Below are 24,639 nucleotides of genomic sequence, written 5' to 3'. Positions count from 1 at the left end.
TCGATACTAATAGGTCGAGGACTTGACCAAAAAATAAACCTAAAGGTTTATATCGGCAACCGAATCAAACATTCCGGTTGCTAAAATAAAATGATAAATCTTAAATGATATGCAGTTTTCAGAGTACTAACTCTAAAACTTATGCGGGTGTAGCTCAATGGTAGAGTTCCGGCCTTCCAAGCCGGCTGTGAGGGTTCGATCCCCTTCACCCGCTCCAATTTAAATAAGATTATGTGGTTATTATAGCAAAGAGGATACACCTGTTCCCATACCGAACACAGAAGTTAAGCTCTTTAGCGGCGATGGTACTTGGTGGGCAACCGCCTGGGAGAGTAGCACGTAGCCACGTAGTCTTTTTTTTATACAAAAAAATAATTAAATTATAAAAATAGATGGTTAAATTTACAAAGAAGAGATAGTAGTGCTATACTATATGAGTGAATATAAATAATTAATTAGCTTGGAGGTTGGGCATGAATATAGGTGTTATAGGGATAAATCATAATCTAGCTCCAATCAATATAAGAGAACATGTTTCTTTTACGGATATACAAAAGATAGAGGCGATAAACTACTTCCTAGATAGAGATATAGAAGAGGTAGTAATACTTTCTACTTGTAATAGAAGTGAAATTTATATCCAGGCAAAGAACATAGATGAAAAAATTAAATTGGTAGAAGATTTTTATGAAGAATTTTTTAATGCAAAAGGTATAAAAGAATATTTATTTTCTAAAAAATATACTTCGGCAATAGAACATCTATTTAAAGTAGCATCAGGTCTAGATTCTATAGTTTTAGGTGAAGATCAGATACTTGGACAAGTGAAAGATGCACATGATTTCTCTATGCAACTTGGTTCTAGCAAAAAGATATTTAATAAATTATTTAGAGAAGCTGTAAATATAGCTAAAGATATAAAAAATACTACAAAAATATCGCATCAGCCTTTATCTATAAGCTATATAGGTATAAAATTTTTACAAAATAAAGTTGGTAATTTAGAAGGTAAAAAAGCTTTAGTTATAGGTATTGGTAAGATGAATAGGCTTACAATGAAGTACTTAGAAGAAGAAAAACTAGATACAATATATGTATCAAATAGAAGTCATGGAAAAGTAATAGAATTAGAAAGCGAATTTAAGAATATAGTTCCTATAAGATATGAAGACAGATATAAAGTAATGAATGATGTTGACATAGTAATCAGTGCTACTGCATCTCCACATATGATCATAAAATATGATGAAATGCCTGAAATTCAAAGAAAAATATTTATGATGGATATTGCACTTCCAAGAGATATAGATACTAAGATAAATGAATTAGATAATATAGAAGTATATGATATAGATAACTTAAAAGATATTCATGATAAGAATGATAAAAAGAGAAAAGAGCTAGCTAAAATAGGATATGAGATGATATCTGAAAAAATTATAGAGTTTACAGAATGGCTAGACTCAATCAAAATTGACCCTACAATTGAATCATTAAATGATAAATGTTTAGAGATTAGAGAAGATACATTAGAATACATATATAGAAAAACTAATCTTAACAATAGAGATAAAAAAATTATCGATAAGATGTTAACATCTGCATTAAAAAGATTAATAAGAGAACCGATAATAAATTTAAAGCAAACAAAGGATAAAGGTAAGAGAGAAGAGTATATAAAGTTAGTCGAAGAGTTGTTTGAACTTTAAAATTTAGGAGGACATATAGATGAAAAATGAAAAATCACTAAAGATATATGAAGAAGCAACTAAATACATACCAGGAGGGGTTAACAGTCCAGTAAGAGCTTTTAAATCAGTTGGATTAGACCCAATATTTATAGAAAGAGCTCATGGAAGTAGAATATATGATGTAGATGGAAATGAGTATATAGACTATATTTGTTCTTGGGGACCACTTATGTTAGGTCATAGTCCGAAGGAAATAGTAGAAGGAATAGAAGAAGTTGTATATAGGGGAACAAGCTATGGAGTACCAACTGCAATAGAAGTTGAAATGGCTAAATTAGTAGTAGAAGCTTATCCTGCAATAGATCAAGTTCGTATGGTAAATTCAGGAACAGAAGCTACTATGAGTGCATTAAGAGTAGCTAGAGCATATACAAATAGAAATAAAATATTAAAGTTTGAAGGATGTTATCATGGACATTCAGATGCACTATTAGTTAAATCTGGTTCAGGAACAATAACATATGGAGTTCCGACAAGTCCTGGTGTACCATCAGATGTTGTAAAAGATACTTTAGTATGTAGATATAACGACTTAGATGAAGTAAAAAACATATTCAAAGAGCAAGGTCATGAGATTGCAGCTGTAATAGTTGAAACTGTAGCAGGAAACATGGGAGTTGTTCCAGGAACAAAAGAATTCTTACAACTATTAAGAGATATAACTAAGGAATATGGAACTGTTTTAATATTTGATGAAGTAATAACTGGATTTAGATTAAATTATAATAGTTCAGTAGGATACTTTGGAATAAAACCCGATATGGCTTGTTTCGGAAAAATAATAGGGGCAGGTCTTCCAGTTGGAGCTTATGGAGGAACTAAAGAAATAATGAGCATGGTATCTCCGGTAGGGCCAGTTTATCAAGCAGGTACACTATCAGGAAATCCTCTAGCAATGTATATGGGGAAAAAGAATTTAGAAATATTAAGAGACAACCCAAATATATATGAAGAGCTAGAAAGAAAAGCTATAAAATTAGAACAAGGACTAAAAGCTAATATAGAAAAGTTAGGATTAGATTATACAGTAAATAGAGCAGGTTCGTTAGTTTGTTTATTCTTTGCAAAAGGACCTATAAACAACTATGATGATGTTAAAAAATGTGATGTTCCTAAATTTAATAAATATTTTGAAGAACTAATAAAAAGAGGAGTATTATTAGCTCCAACTCAATTTGAAGCTATGTTCTTATCAAATGCACATACAGATGAAGATATAGAATATACAATAAATGCAAGCTATGAAGCTTTAAAAGTTGCTCATAATATATAATTAGAATTTAAGAGGCTATCTAAAAATAGATTTATAGATATATTTTGACAGAAGTTATATCAAAAAATCTACTTTAGATAGTCACTTTAATTAATATGCTAAGGTGGGATGAAAATGAGTATATTAGAAAGTACAGTAAATAATATAGACTCTTTAAATAAGACTTCTATTGAACAAGCTAAAAAAAGACTAGATAGATTAATAAAGCCTCAAGGTAGTTTAGGTAAGATGGAAGATATTTGCATGCAATTAGCAGGAATACATAAAAGCAAATATTTTGATACTTCTAAAAAAGTAGTTATAGCTTTTGGAGCAGATCATGGAGTTTATGAAGAAGGTGTAGCACCAGACCCTCAAAGTATAACATATATGCAATTACCAAACTTTACAAAAGGAATATGTGGAGTAGGTGTAATAAGTAAGTTTGTAGGAGCTGATGTGGTAGCTGTAGATATTGGTGTAAACTGTGACCATGAATTAGAAGGTGTACTTAATTACAAAATAAGAAAAGGTACATCAAATATGGCAAAGGGTCCAGCTATGACGAGAGAAGAGGCTATTAGATGTTTAGAAATAGGTATTGAAATGGCTGAGGATTCTATAAAAAAAGGATATAACTTAATAGGTATTGGAGAAATGGGTATATGCAATACTACACCAAGTAGCGCGATAATATCTGTAATAGATAATTGTGATCCAGAGGATGTAACTGGTATTGGAGCAGGATTAAAAAAAGAAAGAGTTAAATTTAAGGCAGATACAATAAGAAAATCTATAGAACTAAATAAACCAAATCCAGAAGATGCAATAGATATACTATCTAAAGTAGGTGGCTTTGAAATCGGTGGTATGGCTGGAGTTATACTAGGATGTAGTGCTAATAGAATACCTGTGGTTTTAGATGGATTTATATCTTATGCAGCTGCATTACTTGCATATAAAATCAATCTCAAAACTAGAGAATATATGATAGCATCACATTCATCAGCAGAGCCAGGAACACAGAGAGCTTTAAAAATATTAAACTTAGAACCAGTTTTAAATATGGGAATGAGGTTAGGAGAAGGTAGTGGAGCGGCTCTTGCATTTAATATAATAGAGGCAGCAAATTACACATATGAAAATATGGCTACATTTGATGAAGTAGATATGGGTAGATAGTGTTTTAGTTAGGAGAAAAAAATGAGCAAAGTTATATTAGTAACAGGTGGAGCAAGATCTGGAAAAAGTAATTTTGCAGAGAAGCTATGTAAAGACCAAAATAATAATACTGCTTATATAGCAACATCGATTCCATTTGATGATGAAATGAAAGAGAGAGTTAAAAAGCATAAAGAAAGTAGACCACAAAATTGGAAAACTTATGAAATATACAAAGATATATACACTATAATAAATGATATTTCTAAAGAACACAAAACAGTAATACTTGATTGTGTTACTTTATTGGTTAATAATTTAATGTTTACATACGAAATAGATATAGATAATTCGACACAAGATGAAATAAATGGATTAGAAAAATATATAAAAGAACAAGTTGAAAAATTACTTATAGAAATAAAAAAGACTAATTTATATTTTGTGATAGTTACAAATGAATTAGGATTAGGTGGAGTTTCTATAAATAAATTAACTAGAATATATACAGATATTATAGGAAGGATAAATCAACAAATAGCAACTCATAGTGATGAGGTATATTTTGTGGTAAGTGGAATTCCTATGAAGATAAAGGGGTAGATTATGAAAAGATTTATTTCTATACTTCAATTTATGACTAGGATACCAATAAATATAGATACTGGATTTGATGAAGAATTTCATAAAACCATAACATATTTTCCTTTAGTTGGACTGGTACTAGGGGTATTAATATATATTATAGGTTTAGTATCTGGCATATTTTTTGATTCATTCATAACATCAATAATAGTAACATTAGCATTAGTCATATTAACCGGTGGACTACATATAGATGGATTAGGAGATACTTTTGATGCTATATATAGTTATAGAGACAAAGAAAGAATGCTAGAAATTATGAAAGATTCTAGATTAGGTACAAATTCTCTTTTGGCCATTATGTTTTTAATATTATTAAAAATAGGATTCATATATAGCATAATAAATAACAGTCTACTTTGGACTGTAATATTTATGCCCGTAGTGGCAAGACTTGGAGTAATTGTTATGATGTATAAAACAGTAACTCCTAGAGAAAATGGAATGGGAAATTTATTTATAGGAAAAGCAAGTACATCAATGTTTACTATTGCTATACTATATACAATAATATTAATAATAGGAATATCAAAATTAATATTCTTAGCTTCAACGTTTGAAGCAATGATGTTAATAAGTACGATTATTATATTATTCGTATTTAATAATTTATTCAAAAAACATATATACAAAAAAATTGATGGAGTAACGGGTGATATACTAGGTTGTACAATAGAACTTGGAGAGCTTATATATTTATTTTGTATATATTTATTATTAATATAGCCCTCAACGAGGTGAAATATGGTAAAATTAATATTAGTTAGACATGCTCTAACAGTAGATAATCAAAAAAGTAGATTATCTGGACATATAGATAGCTCTATAAGTGAAGAAGGAAAAGAGCAAATAGATAAGATTACAAATTACTTAAAGGATTTTGATATAGATAAAATTTACACTACAACATCTTCTAGAACTAAAGATACTGTAAAAAAATTATCTGAATTAAAATCTATAGAAATTATAGAAAAAGAAAGTTTAAAAGAAATAAGTTTTGGAGATTTTGAAGGATTAACTTTTGATGAAATAAAAGATAAATATCCTAAAGAATTTCAAGATATGATAGAAAAAGGATATGAGTACAAATATCCTAATGGAGAGAGTTTAATAGATTCATACAATAGAGTTTGTATTGAATTAGATAATATTATCTCTAATAATGATGATAGAACAATTCTTATTTGTTCTCATGGAGGAACAATAAGAAATATAATAACTTATTTAATATCAAATAGCTATAAGTATCATTGGAACTTTAAAATTGATAATGGATCAGTTACAATTTTAGAAGTACAAGATGGGTTTACAGTTATAACTGCTATGAATAATACTAGCTTTATATAATTACTAAAAATAGAATATTATATTGAATTAGGTTCTTTCGAGATTAATAGGGAAAAAGGTGAAAATCCTTTGCAGCCCCCGCTACTGTAAGATGGACGAAACTAAAGTTACCACTGTCAATATGATGGGAAGGTATAGGAGTAGGATGAAGTCGAGCCAGGATACCTGCCTAATTTAATTTTACTAAATAAATCTCGGGGTGAAGATTTTTATAATATATAATGTATAAAAAAAAGTCCTAACTTACAAGTGTTAGGACTTTTTTTAATATTCTGAATATTTAAAGGAGGAAAACTGAGCAATGGGCAAAAAAATCATGCTACAAGGAACTGCATCAAATGTTGGGAAAAGTATATTAACAGCAGGATTATGCAGGATATTTAAACAAGATGGATATAGTGTTGCTCCATTTAAATCTCAAAATATGGCATTAAATTCTTTTATAACTAAGGAAGGTCTTGAAATGGGAAGAGCTCAAGTATTCCAAGCCGAAGCTTGTGGTATAGATCCAGTTGCAGATATGAATCCTATACTTTTAAAGCCATCTGGAAACCATAGATGCCAAGTTATAGTTAGAGGTAAAGTAAGAGAAGATATGGCATCTTCCAAGTATCATACATATAAACCTCAACTAGCTAAAGAATTAAAGACTATATTCAGTGAATTTAGCAATAACTATGACATCGTTGTAATGGAAGGTGCGGGAAGTACAGCCGAGATAAATCTAAGAGAGCATGATATAGCTAATATGGGTATGGCAGAGATTGCAGATGCACCAGTAATAATAGTAGGAGATATAGATAGGGGTGGTGTATTTGCATCACTTGCAGGTACTATGATGCTACTAAGTGAAGAAGAAAGAAGAAGAGTTAAAGGTGTAATAATAAATAAATTTAGAGGAAGAAAGGAACTTTTAGAAGAAGGTATAAAAATGCTAGAGGAAATAATAAATGTTCCTGTCCTTGGAGTTATACCATATAGCGATATAAAAATAGAAGATGAAGATAGTGTTACAACTAGATTCAAGGCAGTACAAGGAAAAAGAGACATACACATAGAAATAATAAGAACTCCTCATATGTCTAACTTTACAGATTTTAATATATTTGAAACACAAAATGATGTAAGCGTCAGATATGTAGGGTATGGAGAAGCTTTAAGTAATCCAGATATAGTTATCATTCCGGGAAGTAAAAGTACAATAGATGACCTAAAGTATATAAGAGAAAATGGACTAGAGGAACAAATAAAGGAGCTACAAAAAAGAGGCAAATTAATATTTGGTATTTGTGGGGGTTACCAAATGCTAGGAAAGAAAATAAAAGATCCTTATCATGTAGAAGGAGAAATTGAAGAGATAGATGGTATAGGCCTTTTAGATACAGAAACTATATTTGAAAAAGAAAAGACAACTACTCAAGTAGAAGCAATAATATACCCAAATCTTTCAGGATACATGAAAAACTTATCTGGTAAAAGAGTAAAAGGTTATGAAATACATATGGGAATAAGTAAGCCTGGAAGTGAAGTATCTTATTTAAACTTAATTGATAAAAAGCTAGGAGAAGAAGTTAGCTATCTAGAAGGTAGTATAAATAAAAATGGAAATGTAGTAGGTACATATATTCATGGAATATTTGATGAAATAGATTTTACTAGAGAACTTTTAAATAGTATAAGAGAAGAAAAAGGATTAGAAAAATTACAAAGTAATGTAACTTCTTTTGATGAATTTAAGCAAAATGAATATGACAAATTGGCAGATTTATTAAGAGAGAACTTAGATATACAAAAGATTTATGAAATAATGACAGAACATGAAAATAAAATTTTATAGTTAGGTGAAGCTTATGAAAAAGATTTTAATAGCAGGGACGAATAGTGGTGTAGGTAAAACCACTATCTCACTAGGAATAATGCAAGCTCTTACTAAAAGAAATATGAAAGTTCAGCCATATAAGGTTGGACCAGACTATATAGATCCTTCATATCACACTTTTATAACAGGAAGACATTCTAGAAACTTAGATTCATATATGTTAGATGATGAAAAGATAAAGTATGTATTTAATGATGCATCTAAAGATGCAGATATATCAGTAGTTGAAGGTGTTATGGGTCTATATGATGGTATTGGAATCGATTTAGATAATTGCACAAGTTCTTATACATCAAAACTTTTAAAGGCTCCAGTTATACTTGTTATAAATGGAAAAGCTATGGCAGCATCTAGCGCAGCTATGGTACTTGGATACAAAGAGCTTGATAAGAATGTTGATATAAAAGGTGTAATAGTTAATAACGTAAAAACTAAATCACACTATGAAATAATAAAAAAAGCTATAGAAACATATTGTAATATAGAAGTTTTAGGATACTTCCCACCAAATAATGAATTTTCATTAGAGTCAAGACACTTAGGATTAGTACCAAGTGTTGAAATAGAATCTTTAAAGACGAAATTCAGTAACTTAGCAGATGAAATAGAAAAGTACATAGATATAGATAGGATAATAGAAATTTCAGAAACTGAAGAAGTTGAAAGTGAATTTGATATAAGAGACTTTATAGAAAAAAATAAATTAGAAAATAAGACTATAGCTATAGCTTATGATAAAGGTTTTAACTTCTATTATAGAGAAAACATAGAGCTTCTTGAAGATTTAGGATTAAATATAAAATATTTTAGTCCATTAAATGATAAAGAAGTACCTATATCTGATTATATATATATTGGTGGAGGATTCCCTGAGATATTTGCAAACGAAATAGAGCTAAACAAATCTATGAGGGAATCTATAAGAAACGCTCATGAAAAAAACATTCCAATATATGCTGAATGTGGTGGGCTAATGTATTTAGGTGAAAAACTTGTAGACCAAAATGAAAACGAATACGATATGGTTGGAATTTTAAAAGGCACTAGTAAAATGACAAAATCTTTAAGAAGGTTTGGATATTGCTACGGAATTGCCAAAGAAGATACAATCTTATCAAATGTAGGAGAAGTAATAAAAGGACATGAATTCCACCATTCTGTATTTGAGAGTGAAGAAGAATGTGCTTATATAATGAAGAAGGAAAGAGATAAAAAAATTGTTGATGAGTGGGAAGGTGGATATAGCAAAGGAAATACACTAGCTACATATTTACATACTCATTTCTACAACAACTTAAATTGCATAGAGAAGTTTTTGGGTAAGCACCAAAATGACTTAAATAAAGAGAAATTATTAGTAAAGGAAGAGAATTAATATGAATATACTATCTATTTATATAGGTTATATAATCGATTTGATTATAGGAGATCCATATTCTTTTCCTCATCCTGTTAGATTTATTGGAAAATTAATAAAAATAACTGAAGATCGAATAAGAAAAGTAGCAAAGAATGATAAAGCATTAAAAATAGGTGGATTTATTCTATGGTTTATTACAGTTGGAGTAACTTATTTTGTTACATATTTAATAGTTAAATTAAGTAGCTTGATTCCAGGCGGTTTTTTAATAGCAAACTCATTCTTGATTTATACAACACTAGCTACTAAATGCTTAAAAGATGAAGCAGTGAAAATATATGAGGTATTAAAAACTAAAGATATAGAAAAAGCAAGAGTTCAAGTATCTTATATAGTTGGAAGAGATACAACACATTTAGATGAAGGCGAGATAATAAGGGCAACTGTAGAAACAGTAGCAGAAAATACTGTAGATGGAATTATAGCACCTATGTTTTATGCTTTCATAGGTGGAGCACCATTAGCGATGGCATATAAAGCAATAAATACTTTAGATTCTACAGTAGGATATAAAAATGATAAATATAAGGACATAGGATTTGCATCAGCTAAAATTGATGATATAGCAAACTTTATACCAGCTAGAATATCATCTATATTAATGGCAATCGGAAGCTTTATATTGAAATATAACTATAAAGACGCATTAAAAATATCTATAAGAGATAGAAAAAATCATAAGAGTCCAAACTGTGCTTATCCAGAAGGAGCAGTTGCTGGAGCATTAGGAATTCAATTAGGTGGAACAAATATATACTTTGGAAAAGCAGTATACAAACCAACTATAGGAGATAAGCATAGAGAGATAGAAGTTGATGACATAGTAAAAACAAATAAAATAATGTATGCAACATCAATAACATCGATAGTTGTATTTACTATAATTTTCAAATTTTTATACTAAGGGGGCATATATGAAAGACTTAGGACATGGTGCTAATGTAGAACAAATGGCAAGAATGTATAACAAAAACCCTAAAGATATAATTGATTTTAGTTCTAATATAAACCCAAACGTAATTCAAGGACTAGAGGAATATATATTAGAAGGATTACAAGAAAGTAGAAGCTATCCAGATATTAAATATACAAATCTAAGAAATAATATATCTCAGTATATAGATGTAAGACCAGAATTTATAATACCTGGAAATGGAGCAACTGAAATAATTTACTTGCTTATGAAAAGTATAGATAAAAGGATTGCTATATTAAATCCTACTTTTTCTGAATATGAAAGAAGTGCAAGACTTAACAATTTAGATGTAATAAATTTAAATTTAGATGAAAGTAATGAGTTTGAAATAGATTTAAATAATATAAAAGAAAATATTAATAAATTTGATAGTTTATTTGTATGCAATCCTAATAACCCAAATGGGAAGGTTAAAAACTTAGAAAAACTTTTAGATATTATAGTAGATAATAATAAGTTATTAATAGTAGATGAAACTTTTATGGAATTTGTTGAAGAAGAAGAGAAATATAGCTTAGTTAAATATGTAGAGAAGTATCCAAATTTATTTATACTTAAAGCTGTTACAAAATTTTTTGGACTTCCAGGAATAAGACTTGGATATGGCCTAACAAGCAATAATGACATAATAGAAAAAATATATAACTATAAAGAACCTTGGACAATAAATTCTTTTGCAGATACTTTATCTAACTATATATTTAAAGATCAGAAATATATAGAGGATAGTAAAGAGTATTATATAGATGAACGTAACTTTATGTTATCAGAGCTAAAATCTATAAATAGCATACACGTATATGATACAGATACAAATTTTATATTAATTAGACTTAATGACAAAAGGGCAAAGGAAATAAAAGTTGAATTGTTAAGAGAAGGAAATATTCTTATAAGAGATGCTTCGAATTTTATCGGATTAGATGATAGATATATAAGGATAGCGATAAAGTCTCATAAAGAAAATGAACTTCTTATAAGACATATGAAAAAACTATTGGGTGATTAATATGAAATATTATGGAATTTGTCCAGCATCTTGCGGCGAATTTGTTCAAGGTGTAATGGATAGAGCAGAATATCTCTGCTCATATGCAGTGGATTTATACTCTACTGCTGAGGTTGAGGAAAAGTTGAATAATATAAATCTTGGACCGTTAAAGTCTAGAAAAGCTATAGAAGCAGTATTTAAAAAGTTTAACATACCTGTTGAAGAGAGTAAGAATATATCTTTAAAAATAAGAAGTAAAATACCTGTTGGTAAAGGTATGGCAAGTTCTACTGCAGATATAGGAGCAACAATAGGAGCAACATTAGGATTAATAAAAAAAGAATTAAGTAGTGAAGAAATAGCAAAGCTAGCGTCTACTATAGAGCCAACAGACTCTATATATATAGAAAAAAATAGTATTTTTAATCCTTTAAATGGTGAAGTGATAAGGTATTTAGGCAATGTTAAGGATTTAAGAGTAGTGATATTAGAACCTAATAGCACTTTAAATACCATGAGGATTAGAAAAACTCCAAATTATAAAAAAATAAAGACACAAAATAAAGAAATTATAAAAATCTCTTTTAGCCTCTTAGAAGAAGGCATAAAGAGTAATGATATGCATAAAATTGGAAAAGCGAGTACTTTTAGTAGTTTAGCTAATGAAAGTATACACAAAAAAGAAGGCCTAGAGAAAATAATAGAGATATCTAAAAATTATGGAGCCTATGGAGTTAATGTTGCTCATAGCGGAACTGTTGTAGGCATACTAATAGATAAATCTATGAATGATACTAGGTTAATAGAGTTGTTAAAAAATGAAAGACTCGATTCAGTTTATAAAAAAATGTACACATCAAATATAATTGATGGTGGAATTAGAGGTGAACAAACATGGAATACATCAAAAATCCTATGATGATAGAAGAAAAAAGTTTCATAATGATACAGGAAATAATAGATGAGATAAGACCTGGTTATAAGTTTAAAAATGAAATAGAAGAAAAAATAATAAAGCGTTCAATACATACAACTGCAGACTTTGAATATTTAGATATATTAAAGATATCTGATACTGCAGTTGAAAATATAGTTGATGCATTAAAAAATAATGCAACTATATATACAGATACAAACATGGCCTTAAGTGGAATAAATAAAAGAAAATTAGATGCTTTAGGCTGTAAATATAGATGTTTAGTGGCGGAAGAGGAAACTGCAAATTTAGCTAAAGAAAAAGGAATAACTCGTTCTATGGCAGCAGTTGAGATAGCAGCAAGAGATACAGGAAGAAAATTATTTGTATTTGGTAATGCACCAACAGCTTTATACAAAGCTATGGAAATGAGAGATTCGAAAGAATTAAATTTAGATGCTATTGTAGGTGTTCCAGTTGGATTTGTAGGGGCAGCAGAATCTAAAGATGAATTAGAAAAAACTGATATACCTTATATAATCTCAAAAGGTAGAAAAGGTGGTAGTAACCTAGCGGCGGCGATAATAAATGCTATTTTATATGCTATGTAGGTAAAGTTATGGAAGAGTATGTATACATAGATGGTAAAAAGTATAGACGAGGATATACTACAGGTTCTTGCGCTACAGCTGCATCAAAAGCCGCTACTTATATGCTTTTAACTAAAAAGAAAATAAAAACTATAAACATAGATACTCCAAAAGGAATTCCATTGACATTAGATGTTCAAAATATATCTTTAAATAATGATTATGTTGAATGTTCAATAAAAAAAGATGGTGGAGATGATATTGATGCAACTCACACTATGGACATTTATGCAAAGGCAGAAATTATTGATAGAGAAAATGGTGAAGACATTATAGTTTGTGGTGGATATGGAATAGGAGTAGTTACTAAAAAAGGATTAAGTGTAGAAGTAGGTAAAGCAGCTATCAATCCAACACCTATGAAAATGATAAATTATGAAATTAGAAAAGTTATAGGTGAGGATATAAGTGCTACTTTAGGAGAAGGCAAATCTTTAAAGATAACAATATCTGCTCCTAAAGGTGAGGAGATAGCTAAAAAAACATTTAATCCAAGATTAGGGATAATAGGTGGTATATCTATTATAGGTACAACTGGAATCGTTGAGCCAATGAGTGATGAAGGCTGGAAGAAGTCCTTATCAATAGAGCTAAAAATGAAAAAAGAGCAAGGCTTAGATAAAATAATTTTAGTTCCAGGAAATCATGGAGAACAGTTTATTAGAGAGAAACTTAATTTAGACATGAAATATGTAGTACGAACTAGTAATTTCATAGGATATATGCTTAAAGAAGCTCAACGTATGGGGTATAAAAAGATACTTATGGCAGGTCATATAGGTAAGTTTATAAAATTATCTGCTGGGATATTTAATACTCATAGTAAGGTTGCAGATGCTAGAAGCGAGATACTAATATCTAATTTGGCTTTAATGAAAGCACCATATGATTTACTAGAGAAAATAAATGAATGCTTAACCGCTGAAGAAGCTGTTGAAGTAATAAATGAAAATAACTATACAGAGTTTTATGATAAAGTAAGCAACAAATGTAGATATAAAGTAAAGCAATATTTAGGTGATGATGATACAGAGGTAGAGGTAATAATGTTCTCTATGGATAAAACATTACTTGGTAAATCAGATAATACAGATAGTCTAGTGGAGGTATTTAGATGATAAATGTCATAGGGTTAGGACCAGGAAACACTGACTATATAACTAAATTAGGTGAAAAACTAATTCAAAATTCAGATGTAGTAATAGGTGGGAAAAGAAATTTAGAATCTATTATAGATTTTGAAGGAGAAAAAATAGAAATATCATCTAATTTAAAAGAAATAGTAGAGTATATAAATAATAATAAACATAAGCAAATATCTGTAATAGCATCAGGTGACCCACTTATATATGGTATAGGTAGATATCTTTCTAAAAATATTGATAAAGAAGATTTAAATATAGTGTCTGGTATTAGTTCTCTTCAATATATATTTTCGAAAGTACATATAGATATGAATGATTTATATATAACAAGTAGTCATGGGAAAACTCCAGACTTTGATTATGTACTTTCGCACAAGAAAGTATGTATGGTTACAGATAAGATAATAGGTCCAAAGGAGATTTGTAAGCAAATACTAGATAGAAATCTAGAAAAGACAATTGTAGTTGGCGAAAACCTATCTTATGACAATGAAAGAATAACTATAGGTAGTCCAGAAGATATATTGAATTTAGAAGATTTTGATATGTGTGTAGTGGTTATATTAGATAAAAATTAAAATACAGTTATTTAGTGGAGATTATGTATGAAAAATAGTGATTTTATAACAGGTAGAGTGCCTATAACAAAAGAAGAAGTTAGGGCAGTATCTATAATGAAACTAGATCTAGTAAATGCTAAAAGGTTTATAGATGTCGGAGCTGGAACAGGTAGCGTAAGTGTTGAGGCTGCGTACAACTATCCTAACCTAGAGGTAATATCTATAGAAAGAAATGATGATGCATTAGATTTGATAAATAAAAACGTTGAGAAGTTTAATTTAAAGAATGTGGAAGTTATAAAAGCTTATGCACCAATAGATATAGAAGGAGAAGTTGATGCTATTTTTCTTGGAGGAACAGGTAATAGACTAAATGAAATATTACTTTGGTCTAAGGAAAAATTAGTTCCAGGTGGAAGATTAGTGGCAAACTTCATTATAGTAGAAACATTTAATGAAACTTTAAGACTGCTAAGAGAATATGGATTTGAAAATATAGATGTTTCAGTAATGAATATATCTAAGTTAGAAAAATTAGGAAGAGGAGAATATTTCAAGCCTTTAAATCCTATTTATATAATATCTTGTGAGAAGGGGAGTGAGTAATATGACAAATAAAATACATTTCGTTGGGGCAGGTCCTGGTGATAAAGAATTAATAACATTAAAAGGATATAAGCTTTTAAGTAATGCAGATATAGTAATATATGCTGGTTCTTTAGTTAATCCAGAGCTTTTAGAATATTGTAAAGAAGGGTGTGAAATACACAACAGTGCACACATGGATTTACAAGAAATAATTGATGTAATGGCAAGAGGTATAAGAGAAGATAAATCAGTTGTTAGATTACAAACAGGAGATTTCTCTATATATGGTTCAATAAGAGAACAAGTTGAGGAGTTATTTAAGTTAGATATTGATTATGATTGTACACCAGGAGTAAGTTCATTCTTAGGTGCGGCATCAGCATTAGGTGTAGAATATACAGTACCAGAAATATCTCAAAGTGTAATAATAACAAGGATGGAAGGAAGAACTCCTGTACCATCTAAAGAATCTATAGAATCTTACGCACAACATCAAACTTCTATGGCAATATTTTTATCGGTACATGATATAGAAAAAGTTGTAGAAAGATTACATACAGGTGGATACCCAATGGATACTCCGATAGCTGTTGTTTATAAAGCTACTTGGGCAGATGAAAAGATAGTAAAAGGTACATTAGAAGATATAGCTCAAAAGGTTAGAGAAAATAATATAAGAAAAACTGCCTTAATACTAGTAGGGAGATTTTTAGGAAAAGAGTATAAGAACTCTAAGCTATATGATAAGGATTTTAAACATGAGTACAGAGGTTAATATTGCTATAGTTTGTATAACTGAAAATGGAAAAAACTTAGCATTAAAAATTCAAACGCTGATAAAAGATAGTCATGTTTATATAGTTAGTAATAAGAAAAATAAGCTACAACTAGAAAATGAATCCAAAAACATATTTTTGGTTAAAGAAAAACTTAGTGTATTAACAGAAAAGTTATTTAAAGACTATCAATATATACTATTTATAATGGCTACAGGAATAGTTGTAAGGGTTATAGCACCATACATAGTTAGTAAATTTAGTGACCCAGCAATAATGGTCACAGATGAAAAAGGAGAAAATGTTATAAGTTTACTTAGTGGTCATATGGGCGGAGCTAATGAAATGACTAAACGTATAAGTGAGCTGATAAATGCAAATCCAGTAATAACAACGGCTACCGATGTAAATAAAAAGTCAGCTTTAGATATGATTGCAAAAGAATTAGATGCACATATAGATGATTTTAGAGATAACGTAAAAGATGTAAATGCTATGCTAGTTAACAATCAAGATGTTGGTATTTATATAGATGGAAAATACGATGTAGATACTAGAGGATTTAAAGTTTTAGCTAATCTTGAAAATACAGATAGTATTGCAAAGATAGTAGTAATAACAAATAAAAATGATTTTTTTAGAGATTACATCGATAAGTATAAAGACAGTTGTATAAATCAAAAACAATTAGAAGAAAAAATTATAAAAGTTATTCCAAAAGATAGAGTTATAGGCATTGGATGTAGAAGAAATACAGACAGTGATCTTTTAAAAGAGTCTTTAGATGATTTATTAAAAAGATATAACATTCATATTAAATCAATTAAAGAAATAGGAAGCATAGATATAAAGCATGATGAAAAAGCAATAATTGATTTAGCAGAAAATTTATCTGTACCATTTAAAACTGTTTCGACAAATGAAATATCGAAAGTGGATTATTTATTTGAAAAATCAGAGTTTGTAAAGAAAAATGTAGGAGTATACTGCGTTTCAGAGCCTGTTGCTTATATATTAAGTAAAGGAAATTTGATAATTGAAAAACATAAATATAAAGGAATAACAATTTCTGTTGGGAGGGTGTCAAAGTGATATATGTTATAGGTATAGGACCAGGAAGCAAAGAATTAATGACAATGCAATGTATAGATGCAATAAAGGATGCTGAAGTTATAGTAGGTTACAAGACCTATATAAACTTAATAACAGATCTTATAGAAGGTAAAGAAGTAGTACAAAATGGTATGAGACAAGAAATCGATAGATGTAGAGAGGCTGTTGAAATAGCTAAGACTGGTAAAAAGGTTGCAGTTATAAGTAGTGGAGATGCTGGGATATATGGAACGGCAGGTCTTATATTAGAACTTACTGCTAAAGAAGAACAAAACATAGATGTTAAGGTTGTACCAGGAGTTACTGCTAGTATAGGTGCCGCTGCAATACTTGGTGCACCAATAATGCATGATTTTTGTCATATAAGTTTAAGTGATCTATTAACTCCATGGGATGTCATAGAAAAAAGATTAAGATTAGCTGCAGAAGCTGATTTCGTAGTTTGTCTGTATAATCCAAGAAGTAAAGGAAGAAGTGAGCATTTAGCTAGAGCTTTTGAAATAATGGGAGAATTTAAAGATGGAAATACTCCTGTTGGAATAGTTAAAGATGTAGGAAGAGCAAAAGAAGAAAAGTTTGTATGTACTTTCGATACTATGGACTTTGAAAGGGTTGATATGACTACTATGGTAGTGGTAGGAAATAAATCTACATTCATACATGATGACTTAATGATAACTCCAAGAGGTTATACTGTATGATTTTAGTTTTAGGTGGAACATCAGACAGCTTGGAGATATGCGACAGAATAAATAAATATGAAGATTTACCATATACACTTTCTGTGACAACAAGTTACGGAGAGGATCTTGCAAGAAAACATGCTAAAAATGTAATTACAGGTAAGCTTACAAAGGAAGATATGGTAAGGTTTATAGAAAAAAATAATATAAATAAAATTATAGATGCTACTCATCCTTATGCTATTGAAGTATCTAAAAATGCTATACAGTGTGCAAAGGAATTAAATATAGATTACTTAAGATATGAGAGAAAATCTTTAATAGAGGATATATCTTATGAAAATAAATATATAGTAAGTAGTATAGAAGAGGCATGTAAAATAGCTAGAGAAAAAGGAAGAAACATATTTATAGGAACTGGAAGTAAAAACTTACCTAAAATAGTTGAACTTATACCAGATAGAAACTTAATAGTAAGAGTTTTACCAACTAGTGATGTAATACTAAGTTGTGAAAGTGTAGGTCTAAATGCAGACAATATAATTGCTATGAAGGGACCTTTTAGTCAAAGTATAAATGAAGAATTTTATAAACATTATAATGTAGATATAGTAGTAACTAAAGAAAGTGGTATTGCTGGTGGGTTCTTAGAAAAGGTCAATGCTTGTGAAACACTTCAGATACCAGTAGTAATCATAACAAGAGAAAAAATAAACTACCCGCTAGTAGTAAATGAGATAGATGAATTAGAAAAGTTATTATAAATTTAGGCAAGGTGGAGCGAGTATGAAAAAGGCAGTTTTAGTAGTAAGCTTTGGTACAAGTTATAAAGAAACTAGAGAAAAAACTATAGAAGCTTGTGAAAAGAAAATAAAAGAAGGATTAGAAGGATACGATTTTTTTAGAGCGTTTACTTCTAATATGATAATAAGAAAGTTAAAAAATAGAGATGGTTTACACATAGAAAATCCAATAGAAGCATTGGATAGATTATATAAAGAAGGATATCAAGAAGTTATAGTTCAAACACTTCATATAATATGTGGAGAAGAATTCAATAAGTTAAAAGAACAAGTTGAAAGCTATAAATATAAGTTTGAAAAGATAATACTAGGTAGACCATTATTGACATATATAGAAGACTATAAAGAAACAGTAGAAGCTATAGAAAATCAAATACCAAAGATGAACGAGCAAGAGGCTGTTGTATTTATGGGGCATGGAACGTTTCATGAATCACATTCAACATATCCAGCTTTAGAATATATGTTAAGAGATTCAGGTATAAATGCATATGTTGGAACAGTTGAAGGATATCCAGAGATAGAACACGTTATAAGAAGATTAGAAGCAAATAATATAAAAACAGTAAACTTAATGCCATTTATGCTAGTAGCAGGAGACCATGCGATAAATGACATGGCTGGAGATGAAGAAGACTCTTGGAAGAGTATATTTGAAAGTCATGGATTTGAAGTAAAAATACACTTACAAGGATTAGGAGAGAATCCTTGTATTCAAGATAAATTTATGAGACATGCACATAATTGTGTAGAAAAACTAGAAGATATATGTTAATTAATTAGGAGGAGATTTGAGATGGCAAAATTTTATGGAATAGGTACAGGGCCAGGGGATAGTTCATTACTAACAATAAAAGCAGTAGAAACTTTACAAAATTTAGATACATTATATACGCCAGAAGCTAAAAAAGGTGGAGAAAGCTTAGCTTTATCAATAGTAAGTAAATATTTACCAGATGGTTTAGAAATAAAGTCAAGACATTTTCCAATGAACTTTAATGATGCAGAGAAGATATTAGCTTGGAATCAAATAGCTGATGAAATAGTAGAAGATGTAAGAGCTGGAAAGAATGTAGGGTTTGTAACTTTAGGAGATCCTATGATATACAGCACATATGTATATATAATGGAAAGACTTATAGGAAGTATAGATGTAGAGACAATACCTGGAATATCTTCATTCTCTAATATAGCATCTAACCAAAACTTCCCATTAGTTATGGATAGAGAGCCATTAATAATAATACCATGTACGATAGAAGAAGAAAAAATAGACTATGCATTAGAAAACTATAGTTCAATAGTATTAATGAAAGTTTATAAGAATTTTAAAGAAATAATAGGTAAATTAGAAAAGAATGGTCTTATAGAGCACTCTATATTAGTAAGTAATTCATCTCAAGAAAGAGAAGAAGTATATACGAATTTAAGAGATTTAAATTTAGAAGAGAAAATATCTTACTTTTCAACTATACTAGTTAATAAAGAGGTTAAAAAAGAGGTTAAAGTAGGATAGTTAATAGTAAGCTCTAAAGGAGATGAAGTTATGAAAATAATAGTTGGAACTAGGGGGAGTAAGTTAGCAGTAACTCAAACTAATTGGGTTATAAATAAACTTAAAGAAAAACATCCTGAAGTTGAATTTGAAACTAAGATTATAAAAACTAAAGGTGACTTAATACAAAATGTCAGTTTAGATAAAATAGGAGATAAAGGGTTATTTGTAAAAGAGATAGAACAACAGCTAATTGATGGTCAAATAGATATGGCAGTTCATAGTATGAAAGATATGCCATCAAATTTACCTAAAGGATTAAAATTTGCAAGTATACCTAAAAGAGAAGATGCTAGAGATGTACTTGTACTAAAGGAAGGATACTCTAGTATAAATGATTTACCTAATGGAGCAAAAGTTGCAACAGGAAGTAAAAGAAGAAAATATCAGCTATTAAAGTATAGACCAGATTTAAATATAGTTCCGATAAGAGGAAATATTGATACTAGAATTAGAAAGATAGTAGATGAGAACTTAGATGGAGTAGTTTTAGCTGCATCAGGACTTTTAAGAGTAGGTCTTGAGGATAAAATAACTTATTATATACCTAAAGATATAATGATTCCTGCGCCAGCACAGGGTGCTTTAGCTATAGAAATTAGAGAAAATAGTAAAGATATAGAAGAAATAATAAATTCACTAAAAGATAAGGAAACTGAAATACAAGTTGCAGCTGAAAGAGGATTTCTAGATGGAATAAATGGAAGTTGTCATATTCCTATAGGGGCTTATTGTGATGTTGACGGAGAAAATATAAGTCTAACTGGTTTATATGGAGATGAAGAGGGAAACAATTTAATCACAAAAACTATAAGTGGAAAAGCATCAGAAGCTCGTGAAATAGGACTACAATTAGCTAAACTAATTTCAAAGGAGTATGAACGTTATGAAGGGTAAAGTTTACTTAGTAGGGGCAGGACCAGGAGATTATAAATTATTAACTTTAAAAGGACTAGAGTGTATAAAAAAAGCAGACGTTATAGTTTATGATAGATTAGCAAATAAAAACTATCTAAAAGAAGCTAAGGAAAACTGTGAATTTATATATGTAGGTAAAGCATCAAGTAACCACACTCTTCCTCAAGATGATATAAATAGAGTTATAGCTGATAAAGCTAAAGAAGGTAAAATAGTAACAAGACTTAAGGGAGGAGACCCTTATGTATTTGGCAGAGGTGGAGAAGAAGGAGAACTTTTAAAAGAAGAAGGTATAGAGTTTGAAGTTGTACCAGGTATAACTTCAGCAATAGGTGGGCTATGTTATGCAGGTATACCTATAACTCACAGAGATTATGCATCTTCTTTTCATGTTATAACAGGTCATTTAAGAGATGATGACAAAGAAAATCCAGAAATAAACTGGAATGCATTAGCTAATACAAATGGTACATTAGTATTCTTAATGGGGGTAGCTAACCTTCAAAAAATTAGTTCTAACTTAATAAAAGAAGGAAAATCAAAAGATACACCAGTTGCTCTTATAAGTTGGGCAACAAGATCTAATCAAAGGGTTATAACTTCTACATTAGAAAATGTATATGAAACTGCAGTAAGGGAGAATGTGAAGCCACCAACTCTTATAGCTGTTGGAGATGTAGTTGAATTAAGAGATAAATTAAACTTCTTTGAAAGTAAGCCTCTATTTGGGAAAAATGTAATAGTTACAAGATCTAGAACTCAAAGTAGTTCTTTAGTATCAAAAATATCTGATTTAGGTGGAAATCCGATAGAAGTACCGACTATAAAGATAGAAAAAATAGAAAATAATATAGCTTTAGAAAATGAAATAAAAAATATAAAAGACTATACATACTTAATATTAACAAGTAAAAATGCTGTTGATATATTCTTTGATAAGCTAGATGAAATGGACCTTGATAGTAGAGTGTTAGCAAACTTAAAAGTTTGTGCTATAGGATCCGCTACTGCTAAAGAAATAAAAAATAGAGGAATAAAGGCAGATGTCGTTCCAGAAAAATTTGTTGCAGAATATCTATTTGAAGAATTGAAGGATGTATTAAAAGATTCTGATAAAGTTTTAATACCTAGATCAAAAAATGCTAGAGACTTTTTAGTTGATAAAATAAGTGAAATATGTGAGGTTAAAGAAGTTCACATATATGAAACAGTACTAGATGATAGCAAAAAAGATGAAGTATTAGATATATTAAACTCAGGAGAAGCAGATTATATTACATTTGCAAGTTCATCTACGGTTACAAACTTTGTAGATATAATAGGAAAAGAAAATATAGATAAGCTAAATGAATTAAAAGTTATATCTATAGGACCTATAACTACACAAACTGCTAAAAGTTTAAATATAAATGTTTACAATGAAGCTGAAGTTTCAACTATAGATGGAATGATTGATTCTATAATGAATGATAAATAGGTATGTTAAAAAGTATAAATCTCAATAATATATTGAGGTTTATATTTTTATATAATGATAGTTTATAAAATATATATGTTATTGATAATTTTAATGAAACACTACTTTGAGCAATGGACTTATCTTAAACTAAAGTAATAGCATATTGTTGGTTAAATGAAGTGTTTATCAGACAGGTTGCTTAAGGTAAGTGAATTTTATATGGAGGAAAAATAAATGTTAAGAAGACCTAGAAGGCTAAGAATAAATAGTGCTACTAGAAATTTAGTTAGAGAAACTAAATTAAATATTGAAGATTTAATATATCCTTTATTTATAGTAGAAGGTGAAAATATAAAACGAGAAATATCATCTTTACCAGATGTATATCACTTCTCATTAGATATGTTAGAGGAAGAGATAAAAGAAATAAAGGATTTAGGAATAGAACATGTTATACTGTTTGGTATACCACATGACCATGAGAAGGATGCTTGTGGTAGTGAAGCGTATAACGAGAATGGAATAATTCAAAGGGCTGTTAGAAAAATAAAAGAAATAGATCCAGATATGAATGTAGTTACAGATGTATGTATGTGTGAATATACTAGTCATGGACATTGTGGGATACTAACTGAAGGTGGATATGTAGATAACGATAAAACACTAGAGCATTTAGCACAAATAGCTGTAAGTCATGTAAAAGCAGGTGCAGACATGGTTGCACCTTCAGATATGATGGATGGAAGGGTAAAAGCTATAAGAGAAGCTTTAGATAAAGCTGGATTTGTACATATACCAATAATGTCTTATAGTGTGAAATATGCATCTACATTCTATGGTCCATTTAGAGAAGCTGCAAATTCAGCACCATCATTTGGAGATAGAAAAGCCTATCAAATGGATCCAGCAAACACTAATGAAGCATTAATAGAAGCAGAACTTGATGTATTAGAAGGTGCAGATATATTAATGGTTAAGCCTGCATTATCATATTTAGATGTAATAAGAAGGGTAAAAGATAATTATAATTTACCTTTAGCTGCTTATAATGTTAGTGGTGAATACGCTATGCTTAAGTCAGCAGTTAAGAATGGAATATTAAGTGAAGGAGCTATATATGAATCTATCTTGTCTATAAAAAGAGCAGGAGCAGATATAATAATAACTTATTTTGCAAAAGATTTAGCAAAAATGATAAGGGATAATAAATAGTTTTGATTATATAATGTGATGCTTTAAAATAAATTAAAATGTTTTATTATAAGGCATCACATTTTAATTATAATAGGGAGGAATGATTAACAATGTTATATCCTATTAATTTAGAAATAAAAGATATGAAAATAACTATAATTGGTGGAGGAGATGTAGCTTATAGAAAATGTAAGAATTTTTTAGAATTTGGTAAGAGTGTTAGAGTTGTTTCTCCAGAATTTATTGATAGTTTTGAATTAATTAAGAATAACGTAGAGTTAATTTATGATGTGTATAAAGAAGAGTATATCAAAGATAGCTTTATAGTAGTAGCAGCAACAAATAATAAAGAAATAAATAAAAATATAGGTATATATTGTAGGAGTTGTGGCAAACTAGTTAACGTGGTAGATGATATAAAACTATCAAATTATACAGTTCCTTCTTATGTGAAAAGAGGAGATTTACTTATTAGCATATCTACAGGAGGAAAAAGTCCTTCATTATCATCAAAGATAAAAAAAGAATTAGAAGAAAAATATGATGATAGTTACGAAGAATATATAAATATATTAGGTGAAATTAGACAAAAAGTTATAAAAAATTACAAAAATATTTCTGAAAGAAAAAAAGTGCTTAAAGACCTGGTAAATCTAGATTTGGAAGAACTTAAAACATTAGAAAATAAGTTTTAATTAATAAAAAATAAAAAAAGTTTGTAAAAAAGTGTTGACGATACAATTTTAAGGTGGTATAGTTATACTTGTCCTTAAGGAAAGGGCAAAACAAAAGAAAAAACTTTAAAAAATAAGTTGACAAAGAAAAATAACTTTGATAAACTTAAGGAAGTTAAAAAA

The 24,639-nt window shown here is 29.3% G+C and carries 25 protein-coding genes, 1 tRNA gene, 1 rRNA gene and 1 riboswitch; all 27 genes read left to right on the top strand.

Annotated elements, in window-relative coordinates:
* Window positions 1-143 precede the first annotated feature (143 nt).
* The 27 genes from Q5F54_RS02420 (at window position 144) to Q5F54_RS02290 (ending at window position 24,477) form a co-directional block, all read left to right on the top strand.
* Window positions 144-217: transfer RNA gene (locus tag Q5F54_RS02420), tRNA-Gly, on the top strand.
* A 15-nt stretch (window positions 218-232) separates the two neighbouring features.
* Window positions 233-349: ribosomal RNA gene (rrf, locus tag Q5F54_RS02415) — 5S ribosomal RNA — on the top strand.
* 124 nt (window positions 350-473) lie between these two features.
* The gene (hemA, locus tag Q5F54_RS02410) at window positions 474-1,709 is read left to right on the top strand and encodes a glutamyl-tRNA reductase (protein ID WP_281537721.1); all 1,236 of its coding nucleotides are present in this window, start codon (window positions 474-476) and stop codon (window positions 1,707-1,709) included.
* Window positions 1,710-1,728: 19 nt separating this feature from the next.
* Window positions 1,729-3,024, top strand: coding sequence for a glutamate-1-semialdehyde 2,1-aminomutase (gene hemL / locus Q5F54_RS02405; RefSeq protein WP_277230408.1), 1,296 nt, complete (start codon window positions 1,729-1,731; stop codon window positions 3,022-3,024).
* 114 nt (window positions 3,025-3,138) lie between these two features.
* Window positions 3,139-4,185: a nicotinate-nucleotide--dimethylbenzimidazole phosphoribosyltransferase gene (cobT, locus tag Q5F54_RS02400; RefSeq protein WP_281537720.1), complete on the top strand. Its 1,047-nt coding sequence runs from the start codon at window positions 3,139-3,141 to the stop codon at window positions 4,183-4,185.
* Window positions 4,186-4,206: 21 nt separating this feature from the next.
* A complete protein-coding gene (gene cobU, locus Q5F54_RS02395) occupies window positions 4,207-4,767 on the top strand; it encodes a bifunctional adenosylcobinamide kinase/adenosylcobinamide-phosphate guanylyltransferase (RefSeq protein WP_281537719.1) in 561 nt (186 codons plus the stop codon).
* Between the two features lie 3 nt (window positions 4,768-4,770).
* Window positions 4,771-5,535: an adenosylcobinamide-GDP ribazoletransferase gene (cobS, locus tag Q5F54_RS02390; protein WP_281537718.1), complete on the top strand. Its 765-nt coding sequence runs from the start codon at window positions 4,771-4,773 to the stop codon at window positions 5,533-5,535.
* 18 nt (window positions 5,536-5,553) lie between these two features.
* Entirely contained in the window at window positions 5,554-6,156 is a 603-nt protein-coding gene (locus tag Q5F54_RS02385; protein ID WP_277230418.1) for a histidine phosphatase family protein, read from the top strand.
* Between the two features lie 12 nt (window positions 6,157-6,168).
* A riboswitch (cobalamin riboswitch) is annotated at window positions 6,169-6,344 on the top strand.
* A gap of 113 nt (window positions 6,345-6,457) precedes the next feature.
* Window positions 6,458-7,993, top strand: coding sequence for a cobyric acid synthase (locus Q5F54_RS02380; RefSeq protein WP_281537717.1), 1,536 nt, complete (start codon window positions 6,458-6,460; stop codon window positions 7,991-7,993).
* A 13-nt stretch (window positions 7,994-8,006) separates the two neighbouring features.
* On the top strand, window positions 8,007-9,410 hold the full coding sequence (locus Q5F54_RS02375) for a cobyrinate a,c-diamide synthase (RefSeq protein WP_281537716.1): 1,404 nt from the start codon (window positions 8,007-8,009) through the stop codon (window positions 9,408-9,410).
* 1 nt (window position 9,411) lies between these two features.
* Window positions 9,412-10,359, top strand: coding sequence for an adenosylcobinamide-phosphate synthase CbiB (gene cbiB, locus Q5F54_RS02370; protein WP_281537715.1), 948 nt, complete (start codon window positions 9,412-9,414; stop codon window positions 10,357-10,359).
* A gap of 10 nt (window positions 10,360-10,369) precedes the next feature.
* Entirely contained in the window at window positions 10,370-11,440 is a 1,071-nt protein-coding gene (locus Q5F54_RS02365) for a histidinol-phosphate transaminase (RefSeq protein ID WP_276705013.1), read from the top strand.
* Between the two features lies 1 nt (window position 11,441).
* Window positions 11,442-12,341: a cobalamin biosynthesis protein gene (locus Q5F54_RS02360; protein WP_071121487.1), complete on the top strand. Its 900-nt coding sequence runs from the start codon at window positions 11,442-11,444 to the stop codon at window positions 12,339-12,341.
* Window positions 12,317-12,949 (top strand): cobalt-precorrin-8 methylmutase, encoded by a 633-nt coding sequence (locus tag Q5F54_RS02355; RefSeq protein ID WP_281537713.1) that lies wholly within the window; start codon window positions 12,317-12,319, stop codon window positions 12,947-12,949. Before Q5F54_RS02360 ends, Q5F54_RS02355 begins: the two co-directional genes overlap by 25 nt.
* An 8-nt stretch (window positions 12,950-12,957) precedes the next feature.
* Entirely contained in the window at window positions 12,958-14,106 is a 1,149-nt protein-coding gene (cbiD, locus tag Q5F54_RS02350) for a cobalt-precorrin-5B (C(1))-methyltransferase CbiD (RefSeq protein WP_071121485.1), read from the top strand.
* Window positions 14,103-14,711: a cobalt-precorrin-7 (C(5))-methyltransferase gene (locus Q5F54_RS02345; protein ID WP_281537712.1), complete on the top strand. Its 609-nt coding sequence runs from the start codon at window positions 14,103-14,105 to the stop codon at window positions 14,709-14,711. Before cbiD ends, Q5F54_RS02345 begins: the two co-directional genes overlap by 4 nt.
* 27 nt (window positions 14,712-14,738) lie before the next feature.
* Complete coding sequence (locus Q5F54_RS02340) at window positions 14,739-15,299, top strand: decarboxylating cobalt-precorrin-6B (C(15))-methyltransferase (protein WP_281537711.1); 561 nt, start codon at window positions 14,739-14,741, stop codon at window positions 15,297-15,299.
* A 1-nt stretch (window position 15,300) separates the two neighbouring features.
* Complete coding sequence (locus Q5F54_RS02335; RefSeq protein WP_281537710.1) at window positions 15,301-16,056, top strand: cobalt-precorrin-4 methyltransferase; 756 nt, start codon at window positions 15,301-15,303, stop codon at window positions 16,054-16,056.
* The gene (cbiG, locus tag Q5F54_RS02330) at window positions 16,040-17,149 is read left to right on the top strand and encodes a cobalt-precorrin 5A hydrolase (protein ID WP_302333936.1); all 1,110 of its coding nucleotides are present in this window, start codon (window positions 16,040-16,042) and stop codon (window positions 17,147-17,149) included. The genes Q5F54_RS02335 and cbiG overlap by 17 nt, the downstream gene beginning before the upstream one ends.
* A complete protein-coding gene (cobJ, locus tag Q5F54_RS02325) occupies window positions 17,146-17,871 on the top strand; it encodes a precorrin-3B C(17)-methyltransferase (RefSeq protein WP_302333935.1) in 726 nt (241 codons plus the stop codon). Before cbiG ends, cobJ begins: the two co-directional genes overlap by 4 nt.
* Window positions 17,868-18,617, top strand: a complete 750-nt coding sequence (locus Q5F54_RS02320; protein WP_281537707.1) for a cobalt-precorrin-6A reductase — start codon at window positions 17,868-17,870, stop codon at window positions 18,615-18,617. The genes cobJ and Q5F54_RS02320 overlap by 4 nt, the downstream gene beginning before the upstream one ends.
* A gap of 22 nt (window positions 18,618-18,639) precedes the next feature.
* A complete protein-coding gene (locus Q5F54_RS02315) occupies window positions 18,640-19,431 on the top strand; it encodes a sirohydrochlorin cobaltochelatase (protein ID WP_281537706.1) in 792 nt (263 codons plus the stop codon).
* A 21-nt stretch (window positions 19,432-19,452) separates the two neighbouring features.
* Window positions 19,453-20,172, top strand: coding sequence for a cobalt-factor II C(20)-methyltransferase (locus tag Q5F54_RS02310; protein WP_277230449.1), 720 nt, complete (start codon window positions 19,453-19,455; stop codon window positions 20,170-20,172).
* A gap of 30 nt (window positions 20,173-20,202) precedes the next feature.
* Complete coding sequence (hemC, locus tag Q5F54_RS02305) at window positions 20,203-21,108, top strand: hydroxymethylbilane synthase (protein WP_302333934.1); 906 nt, start codon at window positions 20,203-20,205, stop codon at window positions 21,106-21,108.
* Complete coding sequence (gene cobA, locus Q5F54_RS02300; RefSeq protein ID WP_281537704.1) at window positions 21,098-22,606, top strand: uroporphyrinogen-III C-methyltransferase; 1,509 nt, start codon at window positions 21,098-21,100, stop codon at window positions 22,604-22,606. The genes hemC and cobA overlap by 11 nt, the downstream gene beginning before the upstream one ends.
* A gap of 216 nt (window positions 22,607-22,822) precedes the next feature.
* A complete protein-coding gene (gene hemB, locus Q5F54_RS02295; RefSeq protein ID WP_277230458.1) occupies window positions 22,823-23,800 on the top strand; it encodes a porphobilinogen synthase in 978 nt (325 codons plus the stop codon).
* Window positions 23,801-23,892: 92 nt separating this feature from the next.
* Complete coding sequence (locus tag Q5F54_RS02290) at window positions 23,893-24,477, top strand: bifunctional precorrin-2 dehydrogenase/sirohydrochlorin ferrochelatase (protein WP_281537703.1); 585 nt, start codon at window positions 23,893-23,895, stop codon at window positions 24,475-24,477.
* Window positions 24,478-24,639 lie beyond the last annotated feature (162 nt).

The organism is uncultured Romboutsia sp., assembly GCF_958366745.1.
Classification (GTDB): Bacteria; Bacillota; Clostridia; order Peptostreptococcales; family Peptostreptococcaceae; genus Romboutsia; species Romboutsia timonensis.
This window is presented reverse-complemented; position numbering and strand designations above follow the sequence as displayed.